Raw genomic sequence first — 14,079 nt, forward strand, 5'->3', positions numbered from 1 at the left:
GAGTCTGCGGGGAGGGCTACTTCGACCACAACGGATTATCCTGAGTAGATGGTGGAGGAGCTGGAGGTCAGCGACCCGGTGGCCGTGCGTGCCCTGTCGGCCGGGCGTGGGGTGCACTACCTGGCGCCCTACTTCGCCGGGCCCCGCGCCGTCGCCGAGGCCGCGGAGCACCTGGAGGAGCCGATCGCCCGCGTGCACTACTGGACCCGGCGCTGGTGCGAGCTGGGACTGCTCGAGGTGGTGGAGGAACGGGCCCGCGCCGGGCGGCCGATCCGGCTCTACCGGACCGTGGCCCAGCGCTTCGTGGTGCGGCCCGAGCACCTGCCCGAGGGACACTTCGAGCGGATGATGGACCGGCACCACCGCCACCTGGGCGAGGCCCTGCGGCAGGCCGTGCTCGCGGAGAACCCGATGTCCTTGCTGGTGCACCAGACGGTGGGGCAGGCCGGGGTGTCGGTCTCGAACACCCCGACCCCGGAGCTGCCGGAGCGGCGCTCGCGTCGCGACAGCATCCACAGCAGCGTCGGCCTGTACCTCGACGACGCCGAGGCCCACGAGCTGGCCGAGGAGCTGGGTGCGGTCCTGCGGCGGTGGTCCGAGCGCTGCGGGGGCCGGAGGCCGGGGCCGGGGCGTTCGACCTACCTGGCCCTGGTGGCCATGACGCCCGACGAGCGGGGCTAGGCCCCGGCCCGCCTCAGGCGCCTCGCAGCACCGCCTCGCGCAGGGTGTCCAGCCCCATGCCGCCGAGGTCCAGTGCGCGACGGTGGAAGGCCTTGAGGTCGAACTCCTCGCCCCGGGCCTCGGCACGGGCCCGGCACTCGTCGCGCAGCTCCAGCCACAGGCGCTCGCCGATCTTGTAGCTCGGGGCCTGCCCCGGCCAGCCCAGGTAGCGGTCGAGCTCGAAGCGGAGGAAGCCCTCCTCGGTGTTCACGTGGTTGGTGAGGAAGGTCCACGCCTTGTCGTAGTCCCACGCACCGCCGCCGACCTCGGCCGGGGCCTCGAAGCCGCAGTGGAAGCCGATGTCCAGCACCACGCGGGCGGCCCGCAGCACCTGCCCGTCGAGCAGGCCCATCCGGTTGCCTGGGTCGTTCATCCAGCCCAGGTCGGCCATGAGCCACTCGGAGTACAGCGCCCAGCCCTCGCCGTGGCCGGAGGTCCAGGCGGCCAGGCGGCGCCAGTCGTTGAGCAGCTCCTTGCGGTACACCGTCTGCGCCACCTGGAGGTGGTGGCCCGGCACGCCCTCGTGGTAGACGGTCGTCAGCTCGCGCCAGGCGGAGAACTGCGTGACGCCCTTGGGCACCGACCACCACATGCGCCCCGGGCGGGAGAAGTCGTCGCTCGGGCCGGTGTAGTAGATCCCGCCAGTCTCGGTGGGGGCGATCATGCACTCGATGGTGCGCACCGGCTCGGGGACGTCGAAGTGCGTGCCGCCCAGCTTCTCGATGACCTCGTCGGCCTTGCCCTGCATCCACTCGCGCAGGGCGTCCTTGCCGTGCAGCTGGTAGGCCGGGTCGGCGTCGAGGACCTCCACGGCCTCCTTGACCGTGGAGCCGGGCTTGATCTGCTGGGCGGTCTCGAGCATCAGCCCGTCGATGCGGGCGAGTTCCTCCTGGCCCCAGCGGTAGGTCTCCTCGAGGTCGATCTCCGCCCCCAGGAAGTAGCGCGAGTGCAGGCGGTAGTCCTCGATGCCGCAGGCGTCCTCCGCGCGGGCGGTGGGCAGCACCTCCTCGGTCAGGCGCTTCCCGGCCGCCGCGTAGGCGGCCTTGGCCGCGGCGGCGTTCGTGGTGAGCAGCTCCTGGACCTCGGTGGGCAGCTCGCCGCCGTCGGCCAGGCGGGCCCCGGCGGCGAAGGTGTCGAAGAAGCCGCCGTCGGCGGAGTTGTCCTCGCACTGGCCGATGCACGCGCGGACCTGGCGGGCCGCCGGCACCCGGCCCCGCTCGGTGGCGTACGCCAACGAGGCGAACCAGCCGTCCAGCGCGCCCTCGACGGCCCCGAGACGCTGGGCGATGGTCTGCCACTGCTCGGCGGTGTCGGTGGCCATCAGGTCGAACACGTCGCGGAAGGACTGCAGCGGCGAGGCGATGTTGTTCAGCGAGGCGTGGGGGATGAGCGCCTCGTGCATCTCCAGCTCCAGTCCGAGCCGCTCCTGCATGGCCTCCAGCGTCACGCGGTCCACGTCGTCGACCGGCTCGGCCTCGGCCAGCTTGGCGAGCGTGCCGCGCACCAGCGAGGCCTGCTCCTCGAGGCCCTCGGGGGAGACGTCGTCGAGCTGCGTCTCGTCGCCGGGCAGCCCGATGAAGGTGGCGGTCAGGGGGGAGAGGACCACCTCGGTGGCGAGGTGCTCGTCGGCGATCCGGTCGATGGCGGTCTTCTCGCGCGTGGTCTGCGTCACGTCGGTCATGGGGCGAGCCTATGCCCCGGCCCGTCACGAGGGTGCGGGCATGGACTCGCCCCGTCACTAGGGTGCGGGTATGGAACCCCGCGTGCGATCGGTCAACCTCGCCCACCCGCAGCCCGACCCCGGGGGCGCGGAGCGCGTGAGCGGCATCGACAAGCGACCGGTGGAGGCGCTGGAGCTCTTCGCGCCCGGGCCGTCGTACGGGGACGGGCCCGGCGTCGTGGGGGACACGGTGGGGGACGTCGAGCACCACGGGGGAGCCCAGAAGGCGGTGTACGCGGCGGCACGGGAGGAGCTCGACCACTGGGCGGACGAGCTGGGTCGGGAGATGCCGGACGGGGTGTTCGGGGAGAACCTCACCACCGGGGGGATCGACCTGCGGGAGCTCGTCATCAACCAGCGCGTGGAGGTGGGGTCGGTGGTGCTGGAGGTGTCGATCCCGCGGCAGCCCTGCCGGACCTTCGGGGCGTGGATGGGGGAGCCCGGGTGGGTCCGACGTTGGACGGCCCGGGGCTGCTGCGGGGCCTACTTCCGGGTGCTGCGGCCCGGGCGGGTGGCCGCTGGGGACGTGCTGCGGCTGGGGCCGGCCCCGGATCACGGGGTGACCATGGCGGTGGCCTTCGCCGGCGCGATGGGGGACCTGGACGCCTCGCGGGCGCTGGTGGAGGCGGCCTGCCTGCCGGAGATGTACCACCAGCGCCACGTGGAGGCCCTCGCCCGCCGCGGCTGACACCTCGAGGGGCAACCGGTCGACCCCGGTCCTGTCACACCCCCAACCGGGAGCAACCAATCGACCCCACAACTGTCACAGGAGCAACCGGTTGCTCCCGGTTGGGGCCGGCCCGACCCTGTGGACGGCGGCCACCTCCGGATCGCCACCGCGGCCACCATCTGGGCATGCCCAGATCACAGTTCACGGCCTACCGCACGGGGCGCGGTCACCGAGTGCCCACCCCGGACGGGTGCACCACCACGCGTGAGGCCCTCCGCGAGGCCGGGGCATGGAGCCCCACGCAGGGCCTTCTTGTGAGGGCAGCGGAGGGGCACGCGGACGTGGCTCGCGCGGTCTTGGGGGTCCTGCCCGCCCACTGCGTCCTCAGCCACCACTCGGCTGCACGCATCCACGGACTCCCGCTGCCCCGGCCGTGGACACCCCACGAGCCCGTCCACGTGAGTGTCGAACCACCTCGGGTGCCGCCGCGACGACGAGGGGTCAAGGGGCACAAGGCGCGGGGTCTCGAGGTGGTGACGGTCGCCGGTCTGCGGTGCACCGCGCTGGCCCAGACCTGGGCGCACCTCGCAGGCAGCTTGGGCGATGCGGACCTCGTGGCCCTGACCGATGCCGTGCTCGGCCTTCATTGCCCGGTGGACGGCCTCCTCTCGCAGGAGGTCCTCGCAGGTCGTCTCCGCCCGGGCGTCGCAGGCAACCCGCGAGCGCTGAGGGCTCTCGCCGTGGCTGACGGGGGCGCGGCCTCCGCGCCGGAGAGCCGCCTGCGGCTGCTGGTGCTGTCCTGGGGAGTGCCGGCCCCGGCGGTCAACGCCCACATCCTCGACGAGGACGGCCAGTGGCTGGCGACCGGGGACCTCGTCTGGTTCGAGCAGAAGGTGGTCGTGGAGTACGAGGGGGATCACCACCGCACGGACCGGCGGCAGTGGCAGCACGACATCGCGCGGGTTCGCTTCCTCGAGGCAGCCGGCTGGACGGTCATCCGTGCCACGGCCCAGGACCTGCGGCGGCCAGCTCAGCTGCGTGAGGCGCTCCTGGCCCGGCTGTCCGCGGCGTGAGTGGGACGCCCCTGGGCGCAACCGGTCGACCCCCCGAGTGCGCAGTTCCCCACCGGGAGCAACCGGTCAACCCTCCGACAGTCCGGGGGTTGACCGGTTGCTCCCGGTGGGAGCCGAACAGTCTCGAGGTTGACCGGTTTCCCCCGGTGGCCTCAGCGGGGCAGGCCGGAGGCGCGCCAGGCGCCCGGGCCGGCCTGCGGGGTGCGACGGGCGGAGGCCGCAGGATCGCCCCAGCGGCCGGCCGGGGCAACCGCCGGCGCCGACCCGCCGCCGCCACCGACCGCGGTGAACACCGCCGTCAGCGCGGCCAGCTCCTCGGCCGAGGCTGCGCCGCGCACCGACACGAGCGCCTCGCCGGCCGGGTCCTCCGGGGTGGTGGCCCCACCGGCCAGCTCCTCGGGAGCCTCGCCCTGCTCGGAACCGGTGGCCGGGTCCTGCTGCTCGCCGCTCACAGCGGGATGTTCCCGTGCTTCTTGGCCGGCAGCGACTCGCGCTTGGTGCGCAGGGCCCGCAGGGCCTTGGCCACCTCGGCGCGGGTGTCGGCCGGGCGGATGACCGCATCCACGTACCCGCGCTCGGCAGCGATCCACGGGTTCGCGAGGGTCTCCTCGTACTCCGCGATCCGCTTGGCACGCTCGGCCTCCACGGCCTCGGCGCCGCCCTCGGCCTCGGCGGCCGCCAGCTGCTTGCGGTAGAGGATGTTCGCGGCACCCTGGGCGCCCATCACGGCGATCTGGGCGGTCGGCCACGCGAAGTTGATGTCCGCCCCGAGGTGCTTGGAGCCCATGACGTCGTACGCGCCGCCGTAGGCCTTGCGGGTGATGACGGTGACCAGCGGCACGGTGGCCTCGGCGTAGGCGTAGAGCAGCTTGGCGCCGCGGCGGATGATGCCGCCCCACTCCTGGTCGGTGCCGGGCAGGAAGCCGGGCACGTCCACGAAGGTGAGGATCGGGATGTTGAAGGCGTCGCACATGCGCACGAAGCGGGCGGCCTTCTCCGAGGCGTTGATGTCGAGCGTCCCGGCGAACTGCATCGGCTGGTTGGCCACCACGCCGACCGAGCGGCCCTCGACCCGGCCGAAGCCGCAGACGATGTTCGGCGCGAAGAGCTCCTGGACCTGGAGGAACTCGCCGTCGTCCACCACGGACTCGATGACGGTGACCATGTCGTAGGGCATGTTCGCCGAGTCCGGGACGAGGGTGTCGAGCGCCTCGTCGACGTCCTGGGTGGCGTCCTCGGCCTCGAAGACCGGGGCCTCGTCGAGATTGTTCTGCGGGAAGAAGCTCATGAGCTCGCGCACGTAGTCCAGGGCGTCGGCCTCGTCCGCGGCCAGGTAGTGGGCCACGCCGGAGGTCGCGTTGTGGGTGCGGCCACCGCCGAGGTCCTCGAAGGTGACGTCCTCGCCGGTGACGGTCTTGATGACGTCCGGGCCGGTGATGAACATGTGGCTGGTCTGGTCGACCATCACGACGATGTCCGTGATCGCCGGGGAGTACACGGCACCACCGGCGCAGGGGCCCATGATGAGCGAGATCTGCGGGATGACGCCGGAGGCGTGCACGTTGCGGCGGAAGATCTCGGCGTAGAGGCCCAGGGCCACCACGCCCTCCTGGATGCGGGCGCCGCCGGAGTCGTTGATGCCGACGACCGGGCACCCGATCTTGAGGGCCAGGTCCATGACCTTGACGATCTTCTCGCCGAAGACCTCGCCCAGCGAGCCGCCGAAGACGGTGAAGTCCTGGGAGAACACGCAGACGGTCCGGCCGTCGACGGTGCCGTAGCCGGTGACCACACCGTCGCCGAAGGGGCGGTTGGCGTCCTGGCCGAAGTTGGTGGAGCGGTGGCGCGCGAACTCGTCCAGTTCCACGAAGGAGCCCTCGTCGAGGAAGGCCTCGATGCGCTCGCGGGCGGTCTGCTTGCCCTTGGCGTGCTGCTTCTCCACAGCGCGCTCGGAACCGGCGTGGAGGGCCTCGTCGCGTCGACGCTCGAGCTCCGCCAGGCGGCCGGCGGTCGTGGTCAGGTCGATCTCCGAGCCTTCGCCCGGTGCGTGCTCAGTCATGGGGGAAGCCTAACCTTGGCCTGTGACTCACATCTCTCACCCGGGGGCTCCCGGCCCCGGCCGGGGCTCGGGGCAGGGCCGGCCGCTCGACGCGGGGGCGGTGCGGGACGGCCTGCACGCCCGGGCGGAGCGCGCCGCGCACCCGCTGGTCGCGGGTGCGTTGTGGGCGATGGCCGAGGGGCTCCAGCACCACGCCGAGCTGCCCAGCACGCAGCCCGTCGCCCTGGCGGACCCGCGCCCGTGGCGGGTCGTGAGCGCCGACCACCAGACGCACGGCCGGGGGCGGCGGGACCGCTCCTGGCTGAACACCGCCGCCACGGGCCTGGCCGTCTCGGTGACCCTGCCGCTGGCGGCCGGGGGCGGGCCGGTGCCCGAGGCGATCGCTGCCTCGCGGGTGCACCGGGTGGGGCTGGTGCCCCTGTGCGTGGGTGCCGCGGTCCGGGACGCGCTGGCGGCCGCGGGGGTGGAGACGGGTGTGAAGTGGCCCAACGACGTCCTGACCACCACCGGGCAGCACAAGCTGGCCGGGGTGCTCTGCCAGGTGGCCGAGGGCATGCGCTCGGTGGTGGCGGGCGTCGGCGTGAACGTGTGGCCGGTCGGGTCCGACGAGGGACACCACTCGGTGGCCGAGGAGCTCGTGGCAGCGGACCGCCCCGCCCCGGAGGACCTCCGCGAGCAGGTGCTGCTGGACCTGCTCGACCGGGTGGCCGTCTGGCACACGACCTGGTCGCAGGTGACCGCGAGCACCGACCCGGCCTCCGAGGAGGAGCTGCTGGGTGCCCTCGGCGCGATGAGCCTCACCCTGGGGCAGGAGGTGGACCTGCACCGTCCGGGCGGGCAGGTGGTGCGGGCCCGGGCCGAGGCCCTGGACGCCAGCGGCGCCCTGGTGGTGCAGGAGCGGTCCGCGGCGACGGGCGAGCTCGGGCCGCGCTCCACCCACGCGGCCGGGGACGTCGTCCACCTGCGCCGGGCTCGTGATGCATGTCACGATGGCCCTGTGTCCGCCGAGCCCGCGGACCCGCGGGCTCGGGTCGCGTCGAGACCGAGTGACCCCCAGGAGGTGAGTGGCCGTGGAGCGCCTGCGTGACGTCCGTCCTGCCCATGGTGAGCAGCCGCTCCTGAACCACTCCCTGCCCTCCGAGGTGCCTCCGGCGCCACCGGGGGACCAGGTGCGTCGTCCGGCCCGGATCATGGACGACATCGCCGAGCGCCTCTTCGGGCGTCGGCGCACCATGCGGCGCGACGAGGTCGCCCGGCTGGCGCACATCGAGCTGCCCCTGGCCCAGCGGCTCTGGCGGGCGCTGGGCTTCCAGAACGTCCGCGCGGACGACACGGCCTTCAGCGAGACTGACCTGGAGGCCCTGCGCCACGCCTCGGGACTCCTGGGCCACCACCAGATGGACGAGGAGACCCTCGTGGCCCTGGCCCGGGGGATCGGCGTGACGACCGAGCGGATGGCCACCTGGCAGGCGGAGATCTTCATCGCCTCCATCCAGGAGGCACGACGTCAGGGGCACAGTCCCCAGCAGTCCGACCTGCTCGGCCACGGACAGGGGGCGGAGACGGTGAGCGACCGGCTCACCCCGGGGGCGGTGGCGGCCTCCGGTGCGGCCATCGCCGACCTGGCTGACGACCTGGAGGCGGTCATCGGCTACGCCTGGCGCCGGCACCTGGCCGCCGCCCTGGCCACGCTCTTCGCCGACGCCACCTCGGAGGAGATCACCGAGGGCGTGACGCGCTCGGTGGGCTTCGCGGACATGGTGAGCTTCACCGAGCGCGTCGCCCACGCCAGCGACCGGGACGTCGCCCGTCTCGTGACGCGCTTCGAGGAGCTGGCCGCCGATGTCATCGCCCGGCACGGCGGGCGCGTGGTCAAGACGATCGGCGACGAGGTGCTCTACCAGGCGAACGACCCCCGCTCGGCGCTGCTCATCGCCCACGACCTCGTCCACGGTGCCGCCGGCGACCGGCTGCTGCCCCCGCTGCGTGCCGGGGTGGCCACCGGGAGGGTGCTGCTGCGCCTGGGGGACGTCTACGGCGCCACCGTCAACCGTGCCTCCCGACTCACCGACCGCGCACCGGCCGGTCAGATCCTCTGCGATGCCGCGACGGCCGAGCCGCTCCGCGAGAACCAGGCCTGGCGATTCGTCGAAGGCGCGGATGCGGTTCTCCGAGGAGTCGGTACCGTGACGCCGTTCCACCTCGTGTCCGTTCCCCCCGGCGCCTCGACCCGAGCGCCCCGACCCGCCTGGAGTGACCAATGAGCGCACCGACCCCGTCCCCCGAGAGCTGGGTCCGCATCGAGTGGCACGGCCAGGAGCACGAGGTCGCCGAGCTCGTGCTCGCCCGTACCGAGGCGATGAACGCGATCTCCACCGAGATGGCCCGCCAGATCGCGGCCGCCACCACGGAGCTGGCGGCCTCGCCCGCCCGCTGCGTCGTGGTGACCAGCGCCCACGAGAAGGCCTTCTGCGTGGGGGCCGACCTCAAGGAGCGCAACTCCTTCACCGACGCCGACCTCATGGAGCAGCGCCCCGTCACCCAGGGCGCCTACGGCGGCGTGCTCGACCTCCCGATGCCCACGATCGCAGCCGTCGACGGGTTCGCCCTCGGCGGTGGCCTCGAGATCGCCCTCTCCTGCGACGTCATCGTGGCCGGCCGGGGGGCCCTGCTGGGACTGCCCGAGGTGTCGGTCGGCGTCATCCCCGGCGGTGGTGGGACGCAGCTGCTGACCCGTCGGATCGGCTGGAGCCGCGCGGCCCGCGCCATCTTCACCGCCAGCAAGTACGAGGCCCCCGAGGCGCACGAGCTCGGGATCGTCGACGAGCTCGTCGACGCCGGCTCCGCACGGGAGGCCGCGCTGGAGATGGCCGGGCTCGTCGGGCGGCACTCGCCGGTGGGGCTGCGGAACGCCAAGCGCGCCATGCGCCTGGGCTCGGACGTCGACCTGCGCACCGGTCTCCAGGTGGAGGACGCCTGCTGGCGGGCCACCGCCTTCTCCGGCGACCGGGCCGAGGGTGTGGCCGCCTTCGCCGAGAAGCGCGCTCCGAAGTGGCCGGGCAAGTGAGCCCCCACACCGCCCGCCACCCCCTGGACCCGCTGGCCGGGGAGGACCTCGCGCCGCCGCTCGTCGCCCTCATCGCGGAGGACGACGAGGACATCTCCGAGCCGCTGGCCGGCGCGATGCGTCGCGAGGGCTTCGAGGTGACCTGCGTGGCCGACGGCCCCTCCGCGCTGGAGACCGCCCGCCGCGGCTGCGACCTGCTGATCCTCGACATCGGGCTGCCGGGCATGGACGGTCTGGAGGTCTGCCGCCGGCTCCGTGCCGAGGGCTCCAAGGTGCCGGTGGTCATGCTCACGGCCCGGGCCGGGGAGATCGACACCGTCGTGGGGCTGGACGCCGGCGCCGACGACTACGTCACCAAGCCCTTCCGCCTGGCCGAGTTCCACGCCCGGGTGCGTGCCGTGCTGCGGCGCCGCAGCGAGGCCGAGGAGGGCCCGGGGGAGGGCGACCAGGGCGGCCTGCGGGTCGACGTCGCGGCCCGCCGGGTCTGGGTGGACGACGAGGAGGTCGTCCTCACCGCGAAGGAGTTCGACCTGCTGGCCATCCTGCACCGCGAGGCGGGCCGGGTCGTGGAGCGCGAGCAGCTCATGCGCGAGGCCTGGCAGACGGACTGGGTCGGCTCCACCAAGACCTTGGACATGCACGTCTCGGGGCTGCGCAAGAAGCTCGGCGACTGCCACTCGGACCCGCGCTTCATCGCCACCGTCCGCGGTGTCGGCTTCCGGTTGCTGACGGACGGGTGAGTGGGTAGCTCGACCCTGCGCCGCCTGTGGCGCAGAGTGGCGCGGGAGCTGGTGCTCCGCAGCCAGCTCGGCATGCTGCTGCCCCTCGTGGTGGCGACCTTCATCGGCCTCTGGGCGACCCTCGACCTGCCCGGCCCGCCCCTCTGGGCCTGGTTGGCCGTGCCGCTGGCGGTGTGGGGCGGCTTCCGGCTGGGCCACCTGCTCACCGAGGGCATCGCCGACGAGGCCGTGGAGCCGGTGGACCACACCGTGCGCGCCCTGGCCCGGCGCATCCCGGGGATGGGGACGGGCGAGAGCGTCACGGACCGCCCCGAGCCCTCGGGGATCGTCGAGCTCGACGAGCTGGCCGACGCGGTGCAGCGGCGGGCCGCCAAGCTGACCGCCCTGGCCACGGCCAACCGGCGCTTCGCCGCTGACGCCGCCCACCAGCTGCGCTCGCCGCTCAGTGCACTGAGCCTGCGCCTGGAGGAGATCGCGCTGGCCGAGGACCTCGACACGGTGGCGCAGGAGCTGGAGCGCGCCCACCGACAGGTCGACCGCCTCACCGGTGTGGTCGAGGAGATGGTGGAGCACGCGGGGGGCGGGGTGTTCGAGGACGTCGACGTCGTGAGCCTCGACGAGGTCATCGGCTCGCAGCAGCGTGAGTGGCAGCCGATGTTCGCCCAGGCGCGGCGGGGGCTGCGAGTCACGGGGGACCACGGCCTCCAGGTGGCCTGCCCGCGGGGGGTCCTGGCCCAGGTCTTCTCGACCCTCATCGAGAACTCGCTGCGCTACGGCGAGGGGATCATGAGTCTGGAGATCGACGGCACGGGCCCCTCGATCCAGATGGTCTTCAGCGACGAGGGACCGGGCATCGACCCGGCCGTTTCCGACTCGCTCTTCGAGCGGGACGTCACCCTCGGGGAGGGGACCGGTCGTGGGCTGGCCCTGGCCCGGGAGGTGATCACCGCCGCCGGGGGTCGGCTGGAGCTCCTGGACGTCCGGAACGCCACCTTCGGGATCTTCGTCTCCGAGCCCTCGGCCCGCACGACGACCACCCGTTGAGCGGGCTCGTTCAGGGGGCGGTCGAGGGGGAGGGCTCCAGCTCGTCGCCCAGCTCCTGGGTGAACACGAAGGTCCGGTAGGCCCAGAAGCGGAAGAGGGTGCCCAGCACCAGGCCGATGCCGTTTCCGGAGATGTTGTCGGCCAGCTGGGAGCGGAAGCCGAGCAGGTAGTGGCTCACCCACAGGCAGGCCAGGGCGATGAGCAGCCCGATGATGTTGAACACGACGAAGAGGACCGCCTCGCGGGTCACGTCGCGGCGCCGGGCGTGGCGGAAGGTCCAGTAGCGGTTCCCCAGCCAGGCGAAGGCGGTGGCGACCCCGGTGGCGGCGACCTTCGCGGTGAGGGGGTGACCACCGAGGACGCCGGCCGCGTCGGAGCCGGCGGTGAGCGAGGGCCCGTACACGAGCAGGTTGTACAGCCCGGTGTCGATCACGAAGGCCAGCAGGCCGATCACACCGAACTTGCTCACCTCGCGGGCGAGGACGCCGAAGAGTCGCCCGACGCCGCCGGGGTGCTGGTCTGTGCTCATCGGGAGAACCGTACGTGGGGAGCGCGCCGGGACGGGTGCACCCCGCGGTGGATATCCTGCGCCCGTGACCGAGCCCACCCCGCAGCCGCTGTCCCGACCGCTCGCCCCCACGGGAACCCCCGTGGTCGGCATCATCGGAGGGGGGCAGCTGGCACGCATGTGCGCCGGACCGGCGGCCGAGCTGGGCATCTCGGTGGTGGTGCTCGCCGAGGCCGACGACGCCGCCGCGGCGCAGGTCTTCCGCCACGCCCCGGTGGGTCGCTGCGACGACCGCGAGGCCGTGCGGGCGCTGGCGGCCGCCTGCGACGTGGTGACCTTCGACCACGAGCACGTCCCGGACCCGGTGCTGTCCGCGCTGGAGTCCGAGGGGGTGTCCCTGCACCCAGCACCGGCGGCCCTGCTCCACGCCCAGGACAAGATCGCGATGCGGCAGAGGCTGGGGGCGGCCGGGCTGCCGGTGCCCGCCTGGTCCATGGTGCACGATCGTGCCGGGCTGCGGGCCTTCGCCGACCAGCACGAGTGGCCGGTGGTGCTCAAGACCCCGCGGGGCGGGTACGACGGCAAGGGCGTCATGGTGCTCACCGGGCCGGAGGACCTGGACCGGGCCGAGGAGTGGTTCGCCCGGGCCGACGCGTCCGGGCTGCTGGCCGAGGAGGCCGTCCCCTTCACCCGTGAGCTGGCGGTGATGGTGGCGCGCACCCCCTCCGGCGAGATGGCCACCTGGCCGGTCGTCCACACCGTCCAGGAGGAGGGGATCTGCACCCGTGTGGAGGCCCCGGCCGGCGACCTGGACCCGGCCGTCGCGCAGGACGTGCGAGCCGCCGCGCAGAAGGTGGCTGAGCTGCTGGGCGTCACCGGGGTGATGGCGATGGAGGTCTTCGAGACCGGCCGGTCCGGGGAGGGGGAGCGGGGCTGGGTGGTCAACGAGCTGGCGATGCGCCCGCACAACTCCGGGCACTGGACCCAGGACGGTGCCGTCACGAGCCAGTTCGAGCAGCACCTGCGGGCCGTGCTGGACCTGCCGCTGGGGGACACCTCCCCCCGGGCCCCGCACACCGTCATGGGCAACGTCCTGGGCGGTCCGGCGGAGGATCTGCACGCCGCCTCGCGGCTGGTCATGGAGGCCGACCCGGGGGCGCGCGTGCATGTCTACGGCAAGGAGGTCCGCCCCGGCCGGAAGGTCGGGCACGTGACGGTCTACGGTGAGGACGTCGAGGACCTGCGCCGCCGTGCCGACGCGGCCCGTCACACCCTGCAGGGCACCACCCCCGAGGGCCAGGAGGACGCCCGATGAGCGACACCACCCACCACCTGCGTGCCAAGGCACCCGCCGACGTCTCGATCGTCATGGGCTCCGACAGCGACTGGCCCGTCATGGGCGCGGCCGCCGAGGTCCTCGAGGAGCTGGGGGTCAGCCACACCGTCGAGGTCGTCTCGGCGCACCGCATGCCCGACGAGATGCTCGCCCACGGCCAGGAGGCCGCCGCGCGCGGCCACCGCGTGATCATCGCCGGGGCCGGTGGGGCGGCCCACCTGCCGGGGATGCTGGCCAGCGTCACCGACCTGCCCGTGATCGGGGTGCCGGTCCCGCTCAAGCAGCTCGACGGCATGGACTCCCTGCTCTCGATCGTCCAGATGCCGGCCGGCGTGCCTGTCGCGACGGTCTCCATCGGCGGTGCCCGCAACGCCGGCCTCCTGGCCGCGCGGATCCTGGCTGCCGGGACCAATGAAGAGGCCACCGCCCTGCGCGGTCGCCTGGCCGACTTCCGGGCCTCCCTCCGCGACGCCGCCCACGCCAAGGGGCGAGCGCTCGCGGAGTCCCTCCACCCCACGAACGGAGCCGAGTGATGAGCGGCGAGCGCACCACCTACCTGCTGGTCGACGGCGAGAACATCGACGCGACCCTCGGCAACTGCCTGGGCCGGCGCCCGCAGCCCGACGAGCGCCCCCGCTGGGAGCGGCTGCTGACCCACGCCGCCGAGGCTTGGGGGCAGCCCGTGCAGGGCCTGTTCTTCCTGGCGGCGCAGACCGAGCAGCTGCCGATGACCTTCGTCCAGGCGCTCGTCGCCATCGGCTACCGGCCGGTCCCGCTGTCCGGCGGGTCCGACGAGAAGGTCGTCGACATCGCCATCCAGCGCACGATGGAGGCCCTGGCGGACCGGGGCGACGACGTCATCCTCGTGAGCCACGACGGTGACTTCCTGCCCCAGATGGAGGCCCTCCTCGAGGACGAGGACCGCCGCCTGGGGCTGATGGCCTTCCGCGAGTACCGCAACGCCGGCTTCACCGAGCTGGAGCAGCAGGGCATGGAGACCTTCGACCTGGAGTACGACGTCCAGGCCTTCAATGCCCGTCTCCCGCGTCTCCGGATCATCCCGATCGACGAGTTCGACCCGCTCGAGTTCCTCTGAGGGGCGCGGCGCCTCCCTCCGGGGTGGCGCCCGCCACACCCAGCGC

Annotated in this window: 15 protein-coding genes; 11 read left to right on the forward strand and 4 right to left on the reverse strand. The window is 73.3% G+C overall.

Annotated elements, in window-relative coordinates; translation table 11 throughout:
- Window positions 1-48 precede the first annotated feature (48 nt).
- Window positions 49-681, forward strand: coding sequence for a hypothetical protein (locus CFT82_RS07330; RefSeq protein ID WP_088818441.1), 633 nt, complete (start codon window positions 49-51; stop codon window positions 679-681).
- A gap of 13 nt (window positions 682-694) precedes the next feature.
- On the opposite strand, the gene CFT82_RS07335 is transcribed toward CFT82_RS07330, so the two are convergent.
- Window positions 695-2,401 (reverse strand): DUF885 domain-containing protein, encoded by a 1,707-nt coding sequence (locus CFT82_RS07335; RefSeq protein ID WP_088818442.1) that lies wholly within the window; start codon window positions 2,399-2,401, stop codon window positions 695-697.
- Between the two features lie 70 nt (window positions 2,402-2,471).
- On the opposite strand from CFT82_RS07335, the gene CFT82_RS07340 reads away from it, so the two are divergent.
- Window positions 2,472-3,128, forward strand: coding sequence for an MOSC domain-containing protein (locus tag CFT82_RS07340; protein ID WP_088818443.1), 657 nt, complete (start codon window positions 2,472-2,474; stop codon window positions 3,126-3,128).
- 440 nt (window positions 3,129-3,568) lie between these two features.
- Window positions 3,569-4,183 (forward strand): endonuclease domain-containing protein, encoded by a 615-nt coding sequence (locus CFT82_RS07345; protein WP_159461889.1) that lies wholly within the window; start codon window positions 3,569-3,571, stop codon window positions 4,181-4,183.
- Between the two features lie 152 nt (window positions 4,184-4,335).
- Here CFT82_RS07345 and CFT82_RS11890 read toward each other — a convergent pair whose 3' ends face one another.
- Entirely contained in the window at window positions 4,336-4,635 is a 300-nt protein-coding gene (locus CFT82_RS11890) for an acyl-CoA carboxylase epsilon subunit (RefSeq protein ID WP_200815094.1), read from the reverse strand.
- Window positions 4,632-6,242: an acyl-CoA carboxylase subunit beta gene (locus tag CFT82_RS07355; RefSeq protein WP_088818445.1), complete on the reverse strand. Its 1,611-nt coding sequence runs from the start codon at window positions 6,240-6,242 to the stop codon at window positions 4,632-4,634. Before CFT82_RS07355 ends, CFT82_RS11890 begins: the two co-directional genes overlap by 4 nt.
- A gap of 22 nt (window positions 6,243-6,264) precedes the next feature.
- Here CFT82_RS07355 and CFT82_RS07360 point away from each other — a divergent pair, with 22 nt between their 5' ends.
- Genes CFT82_RS07360 through CFT82_RS07380 form a run of 5 tightly spaced genes read left to right on the forward strand, consistent with a single transcriptional unit; the run spans window position 6,265 to window position 11,093 of the window.
- Window positions 6,265-7,329, forward strand: a complete 1,065-nt coding sequence (locus CFT82_RS07360; RefSeq protein WP_143469560.1) for a biotin--[acetyl-CoA-carboxylase] ligase — start codon at window positions 6,265-6,267, stop codon at window positions 7,327-7,329.
- On the forward strand, window positions 7,307-8,506 hold the full coding sequence (locus CFT82_RS07365; protein ID WP_088818447.1) for an adenylate/guanylate cyclase domain-containing protein: 1,200 nt from the start codon (window positions 7,307-7,309) through the stop codon (window positions 8,504-8,506). The genes CFT82_RS07360 and CFT82_RS07365 overlap by 23 nt, the downstream gene beginning before the upstream one ends.
- Entirely contained in the window at window positions 8,503-9,309 is an 807-nt protein-coding gene (locus tag CFT82_RS07370; RefSeq protein WP_088818448.1) for an enoyl-CoA hydratase/isomerase family protein, read from the forward strand. The genes CFT82_RS07365 and CFT82_RS07370 overlap by 4 nt, the downstream gene beginning before the upstream one ends.
- A gap of 32 nt (window positions 9,310-9,341) precedes the next feature.
- Entirely contained in the window at window positions 9,342-10,049 is a 708-nt protein-coding gene (locus CFT82_RS07375; RefSeq protein WP_268807425.1) for a response regulator transcription factor, read from the forward strand.
- Window positions 10,050-11,093, forward strand: coding sequence for a sensor histidine kinase (locus CFT82_RS07380; protein ID WP_143469562.1), 1,044 nt, complete (start codon window positions 10,050-10,052; stop codon window positions 11,091-11,093).
- Between the two features lie 10 nt (window positions 11,094-11,103).
- On the opposite strand, the gene CFT82_RS07385 is transcribed toward CFT82_RS07380, so the two are convergent.
- Window positions 11,104-11,622, reverse strand: a complete 519-nt coding sequence (locus CFT82_RS07385) for a GtrA family protein (RefSeq protein WP_088818451.1) — start codon at window positions 11,620-11,622, stop codon at window positions 11,104-11,106.
- 64 nt (window positions 11,623-11,686) lie between these two features.
- On the opposite strand from CFT82_RS07385, the gene CFT82_RS07390 reads away from it, so the two are divergent.
- Genes CFT82_RS07390 through CFT82_RS07400 form a run of 3 tightly spaced genes read left to right on the forward strand, consistent with a single transcriptional unit; the run spans window position 11,687 to window position 14,033 of the window.
- Window positions 11,687-12,916 (forward strand): 5-(carboxyamino)imidazole ribonucleotide synthase, encoded by a 1,230-nt coding sequence (locus tag CFT82_RS07390; protein WP_234994346.1) that lies wholly within the window; start codon window positions 11,687-11,689, stop codon window positions 12,914-12,916.
- Window positions 12,913-13,470, forward strand: coding sequence for a 5-(carboxyamino)imidazole ribonucleotide mutase (purE, locus tag CFT82_RS07395; RefSeq protein ID WP_088818452.1), 558 nt, complete (start codon window positions 12,913-12,915; stop codon window positions 13,468-13,470). The genes CFT82_RS07390 and purE overlap by 4 nt, the downstream gene beginning before the upstream one ends.
- Window positions 13,470-14,033 (forward strand): NYN domain-containing protein, encoded by a 564-nt coding sequence (locus CFT82_RS07400; RefSeq protein WP_088818453.1) that lies wholly within the window; start codon window positions 13,470-13,472, stop codon window positions 14,031-14,033. The genes purE and CFT82_RS07400 overlap by 1 nt, the downstream gene beginning before the upstream one ends.
- Window positions 14,034-14,079 lie beyond the last annotated feature (46 nt).

This window comes from Kytococcus aerolatus (assembly GCF_900187395.1).
GTDB classification, from domain to species: domain Bacteria; phylum Actinomycetota; class Actinomycetes; order Actinomycetales; family Dermatophilaceae; genus Kytococcus; species Kytococcus aerolatus.

Bases quoted from the DNA above. Each gene is read 5' to 3' on its own strand.
- CFT82_RS07330 (WP_088818441.1), top strand. From the start codon at position 49: ATGGTGGAGGAGCTGGAGGTCAGCGACCCGGTGGCCGTGCGTGCCCTG.
- CFT82_RS07335 (WP_088818442.1), bottom strand. From the start codon at position 2,401: ATGACCGACGTGACGCAGACCACGCGCGAGAAGACCGCCATCGACCGG.
- CFT82_RS07340 (WP_088818443.1), top strand. From the start codon at position 2,472: ATGGAACCCCGCGTGCGATCGGTCAACCTCGCCCACCCGCAGCCCGAC.
- CFT82_RS07355 (WP_088818445.1), bottom strand. From the start codon at position 6,242: ATGACTGAGCACGCACCGGGCGAAGGCTCGGAGATCGACCTGACCACG.
- CFT82_RS07370 (WP_088818448.1), top strand. From the start codon at position 8,503: ATGAGCGCACCGACCCCGTCCCCCGAGAGCTGGGTCCGCATCGAGTGG.
- CFT82_RS07385 (WP_088818451.1), bottom strand. From the start codon at position 11,622: ATGAGCACAGACCAGCACCCCGGCGGCGTCGGGCGACTCTTCGGCGTC.
- purE (WP_088818452.1), top strand. From the start codon at position 12,913: ATGAGCGACACCACCCACCACCTGCGTGCCAAGGCACCCGCCGACGTC.
- CFT82_RS07400 (WP_088818453.1), top strand. From the start codon at position 13,470: ATGAGCGGCGAGCGCACCACCTACCTGCTGGTCGACGGCGAGAACATC.